The organism is Limnospira sp. PMC 289.06 (genome assembly GCF_032350395.1).
GTDB lineage: Bacteria > Cyanobacteriota > Cyanobacteriia > Cyanobacteriales > Microcoleaceae > Limnospira > Limnospira platensis.
On sequence record NZ_JARPLC010000220.1, the window covers coordinates 1 to 3,594 of the forward strand.

The following is a 3,594-nucleotide window of genomic DNA, read 5'->3' on the forward strand; positions in this document are numbered from 1 at the left end:
CGGCGGTTCAAGCCAGACATTCGGTTTCCCTAATCATGGATGGTTGGCAGTGGTCTCGGTTCTGGTGTTGGGTTACACCTTGGAGCCTTCCGTTCCCCGCTTCAATCTGACGGGTTGTGAGTCCTAAAACTGGGGGTGGCTATCGCCGTTATCCTCACCTTTTGTCGTAACTTTTCCGTTATGTTAAGAATTGTTACGTTTTGTTACAAAGTATGTTGACCTTGGAGTCCCTGCCTTGATTTGGTATCGTGTGATACAAATATTCGGGACATATAAACAGTTATGGGGATGTTCAGGAGTGCGTTCCTTATATTCAACCAAGGGGGTGAAGTCCCCACCAGGCGGTTATTTCGGGTGTCTCAACCCTATTTCATGCCTGAACGTCTCGCACGGATTACCAGAGCATACCACAAAGGGAACACAGTTTCCGTGGCCGCGCTCAAGGCTGCCAGGAATGCCACCTCCAGAAAGCTGCCTGAGACTTTGTTTAAGGCTCTCTGGGATATGCGATAATCCTACTTTAAAGGTTTCCTTATAAAGGCCCCGCTGATTTGTTGGTCAAGCGGGGCTTTTTACTGTTGAAAGTTTGAGTGTAGGATAGAAATTATCAGATCATACATACCCAGAACTAATGGCAAAGGTAGATTTGCGATCGCGCCTATTTTTATCCCACCTCCTGGTTATGCTGATTGGGGTCACATCCCTGGTGATCATCGGCAAAATTTCCTCTCCTCGGTTCTTTGTCCGTAGTTTGGAACAACTAGAAGGTCCTGGCTTTCGCTTACAATATGTAAGAACTCGCCTAGTAGAAGGCTTTGAAATTGCTTGGAATCGTAGCACTTTTTGGTCTGTTTTAGCCGGAACAACTGCTGCTGTCTGTTTAAGTTATTGGGTGACTAAACGCATTACTCAGCCTCTCACCGAGATGGAAGAAATTACCCATAAATTTGCCAAGGGTAATCTCTCAGAAAGGATGTCATCTAGTGAAATTCATGAATTAAATCAACTGGCGATGAGTTTTAATCAGATGGCTAGTAGTCTTCAAGATGTTGAACAAAAACGGCGGGAATTAATTAGTGACTTGACCCATGAATTGCGAACTCCGATCACTGTAGTTCGCGGATACTTAGAAGAAATGGCCGAAGGCAGAATTTCGCCATCACCAGATATTTATCAGCAGTTAACCAAGGAAACTAAACGCCTGGAAAGGCTGATAAATAACTTACAAGAACTCTCTAAGGTTGAATCTGGATATTTACCCATTAACCCCCAACCTTTAGCATTACGGCCTTTATTAGAGTCTTTAGTGCAGCGTTTTTCTGATCAACTTCTGGAAGAAGGACCGATGTTAGAATTAGATTTTTCTGAAGAATTACCCCTGGCTTTAGCTGATGTCGATCGCACTGAACAAATTTTAGTTAATTTATTAGGAAATGCCATCAGATACACCAAACATGGTCTAATTAAAATAGAAGTTTATACTCATGGTGGTTACTTGTTTGTGGATGTCAGCGATACCGGAATTGGTATTTCTGAGGCAGATTTACCCCATGTTTTTGAAAGATTTTGGCGTGCTGATAGATCGCGATCGCGCAATTATGGAGGTACCGGAATTGGTTTAGCTATTACCCGGCGTTTGGTGGAACTTCAAGGCGGCGAAATTTTCGTTAGTAGTCAGTTAGGCAAAGGTAGCACCTTCACATTTTCCTTACCAATACCCAGTTCCCAAATTATCTAATAACCAAAAAACCGCAGCCACCCCCACTCTAGTCCAATAGAACTAGAATAGGAGTTTTGTTCGCGGTTATATCGGGTTATGAAGCGCTTTAGAACATCCGCTTTTTACGGAAAGCTCGTCTCTGACGCTGATTAGCGATCGCCTTGCGCTTGCGTTTTTCTGGAGGGGTTTCAAAGTGACGTTTTTTGCGAACATCAGCCAGGATGCCAGCTTTAGACACTTCTCGCTTAAATCTACGCAGTGCGGATTCTAATTGTTCGTTTTCACCCAGAATAACTTGGGTCATGTTTTATCCTTCACCTCTCTAAAAAATAATAACTTTACTTGAGGTCTTCCCGTCTCCTCCTATATGAAAGATACTTGAGAAGACATGAACGCGACCACGAGCGATTGCTACGCAATAGAACCGTAGTTTCCCAATCCTGCTACCAGACTGGAAAGCGGCGTTCTCGCCAACTGCCAGGAAGTTTCACCTTAGCAGTTGCCCAGGCCATTTCTGGCTGTAGGCTGAAGCTCAATAAACAACACTGTCCTCTGAAAAATCCGATTGGTGCTATTCGGAATAAGTGAACCCGTCGCACACAACCTAGATTTAAGGAAGCGCCTTGTTTTAGGCCATTCGCCATTATAGCCCAACTCAACCCAATTCGTCTATCCCAGTGACCGAATAATTACCAAACCGAGCTATCGAGCCACTCTAGACAGAACCCCCATAGCGATGGTTGACAGCAACAACACCCAGATTATCAATCCAGGGATAAACCCCAGAACCCCTAACCCCCTAAGAACCCAAACCAGCAAAGTTAACCCAATCAAGATCCCAAATAACACAGAAAAGAAACGCTGCTCGATTCTTTGATATGGAGCCACAAACACCCCTCCATTCAACTTTAACCAGGAACCCATCTCCCCACAGCACAAACCGTGAGGAGTACTCTCACCTAATCTTAGATCGCGAAAGTGATGAAATCATCCTCAGTTAAAGCTGCCGCTTGTACCCCTTCCCAAATCACCAACTCTTCCGTATCTAGGGTAATCACCGCCGACGAGACATTTTGAGTAATACTCAATTGCTCAAAGCGCAAACCACCACCGAGAACAATCAGGTCTTCCCCAGAGACAAAATCAGCAATAGTATCCGTGGCGTCATTAGCAAAAATCACAAAGCGATCGCGTCCTGGGCCACCAATCAGAGAATCATTACCCTCATCTCCAAACAACACATCATCACCATCACCACCGAAAATAGTGTCATTACCCGCACCACCGTACAAAGTATCATCACCGTGCGAAACGTTTGGGAGACCAAATAAGGCTGCAATGCCCGAAATAACCTCCCAGTGGGATTTATACCCCTTGGTAGAATATAAGGAATACTTATAGCGCAAGACAGAATAGTTAGGACGTATAATGGCAAGGATATCTACATAAGACCCAAAAGGCTAGCCCCCTACAGTTACGACCTTAGACAAAAAGTTATTAATGCAATTGAACTAGACGGTATGCCCAAAACAGAAGCCAGTCAAGTTTTCCATGTCAGCCGGAACACCATTAATCTCTGGCTGCAAAGAAAAGCACAGACCGGAGACTTCCTCCCTAAACCTAATCACCGACCTGGCAATAACCACCAAATTACCGACTGGCATAAATTCAAGGCTTTTGCCCAAGAGCATGGCGACAAAACCTCCGCTCAAATGGCTCAACTTTGGGATGACGACATCTCTCCTCGCACCATATCCAGAGCCTTGAAGAAAATTGGCTTCACCAGAAAAAAAACTTACGGCTACCAAGAAGGTGATGAGCAACAGCGAGAGGCGTTTATTGCTCAGATTCAACATATGGAGCCGGAAGGGTTA

General features: G+C 44.7%; 5 protein-coding genes. 2 read left to right on the forward strand and 3 right to left on the reverse strand.

Annotated elements, in window-relative coordinates; all coding sequences use genetic code 11:
* The first annotated feature begins 631 nt into the window (after nucleotides 1–631).
* Nucleotides 632–1,738, forward strand: a complete 1,107-nt coding sequence (locus tag P5674_RS23570) for a sensor histidine kinase (protein WP_006616179.1) — start codon at nucleotides 632–634, stop codon at nucleotides 1,736–1,738.
* Between the two features lie 88 nt (nucleotides 1,739–1,826).
* Here P5674_RS23570 and rpsU read toward each other — a convergent pair whose 3' ends face one another.
* The 3 genes from rpsU to P5674_RS23585 all read right to left on the reverse strand — a co-directional run bounded on the left by rpsU (nucleotide 1,827) and on the right by P5674_RS23585 (nucleotide 3,012).
* Nucleotides 1,827–2,024 (reverse strand): 30S ribosomal protein S21, encoded by a 198-nt coding sequence (gene rpsU / locus P5674_RS23575; protein WP_006616180.1) that lies wholly within the window; start codon nucleotides 2,022–2,024, stop codon nucleotides 1,827–1,829.
* 139 nt (nucleotides 2,025–2,163) lie between these two features.
* Complete coding sequence (locus P5674_RS23580; protein ID WP_006669199.1) at nucleotides 2,164–2,364, reverse strand: hypothetical protein; 201 nt, start codon at nucleotides 2,362–2,364, stop codon at nucleotides 2,164–2,166.
* A gap of 321 nt (nucleotides 2,365–2,685) precedes the next feature.
* Nucleotides 2,686–3,012, reverse strand: coding sequence for a hypothetical protein (locus tag P5674_RS23585; RefSeq protein WP_014276579.1), 327 nt, complete (start codon nucleotides 3,010–3,012; stop codon nucleotides 2,686–2,688).
* Between the two features lie 153 nt (nucleotides 3,013–3,165).
* On the opposite strand from P5674_RS23585, the gene P5674_RS23590 reads away from it, so the two are divergent.
* Nucleotides 3,166–3,594 (forward strand): IS630 transposase-related protein (locus P5674_RS23590; protein ID WP_315670338.1); only part of this gene is annotated, 429 nt, incomplete at its 3' end.

Excerpts from the sequence above, each read along its gene's own strand:
- P5674_RS23570 (WP_006616179.1), top strand. The coding sequence starts at position 632 with ATGGCAAAGGTAGATTTGCGATCGCGCCTATTTTTATCCCACCTCCTG.
- rpsU (WP_006616180.1), bottom strand. The coding sequence starts at position 2,024 with ATGACCCAAGTTATTCTGGGTGAAAACGAACAATTAGAATCCGCACTG.
- P5674_RS23580 (WP_006669199.1), bottom strand. The coding sequence starts at position 2,364 with ATGGCGAATGGCCTAAAACAAGGCGCTTCCTTAAATCTAGGTTGTGTG.